Raw genomic sequence first — 811 nt, 5'->3', positions numbered from 1 at the left:
AATATATTGAAAAAATTAAGTTCAAAAGCAGTTTTGATACACGTTTAGATTACATAAAGTGTAAACCATTATATTTAGTATTAATTGTTGGAATAACTGGATACGTAGTTATTTTAAATAACGGTTTTGATAGTGAAATTAGACTAACCTCTAAACAATTGATAGTTACTAATGGTATGAACAGAAATAACCGAGAGCATTATTGTGGTTCACTTATCGATGGAGATTCTCCATCTTGTAGATATGGTAACGGTGAAGTTAAGGCTATCGTTTTAGGTGATAGCCATGCACAAGCCTTAATTGAAGGTATTGGTATTCAAGCAAAGCTATATAATGGCTCAGTGATCGATTGGGGGTTAAGCGCCTGTAATACCATAAAGGGGCTTTATACTACAGACAGGCTAGGTAACGTTATAGATGACTCTTGCGGTAAACTAATCAGTAAATTAATCACTCGTGCTGGTAATGAGTTTAGCGGAATACCCATAATAATAATTAATAGGACATCAATAAATTTATTTGGTCAAAATGAAAATAAAAGTAACTTTCCACCACACCGCTTTATTGATAGTAGATTTCAAACAAGAAATGATGCTTATAGAGAAAATTTAGTATCGCATATGGTCGATACTATTTGTGAATTTACCGAGAATAATCCTGTATATTTACTGAGGCCAGTACCTGAGTTAAAAATTAATGTACCTAAATCTATGTTTAGATCAGCGCTAACTCAAAACCAAATGGAAAGAGTAAAACTTCCTAAATTAGAGTATGACACTCGTCAAAAAACAGCGTATGAAATGCAAAATAA

At 32.4% G+C, this 811-nt stretch carries 1 protein-coding gene; it reads left to right on the top strand.

Features of this window, described 5'->3' with window-relative positions:
- Window positions 1-811: SGNH hydrolase domain-containing protein (locus H5072_RS20650; protein ID WP_259396018.1), on the top strand; the 811-nt coding region annotated here is incomplete at both ends.

The sequence above is a fragment of the Pseudoalteromonas sp. SR45-5 genome, from assembly GCF_014163565.1.
GTDB lineage: Bacteria > Pseudomonadota > Gammaproteobacteria > Enterobacterales > Alteromonadaceae > Pseudoalteromonas > Pseudoalteromonas distincta.
Note: the sequence above shows the minus strand (reverse complement) of the source record. Positions and strands in the feature narration are given on the sequence as shown.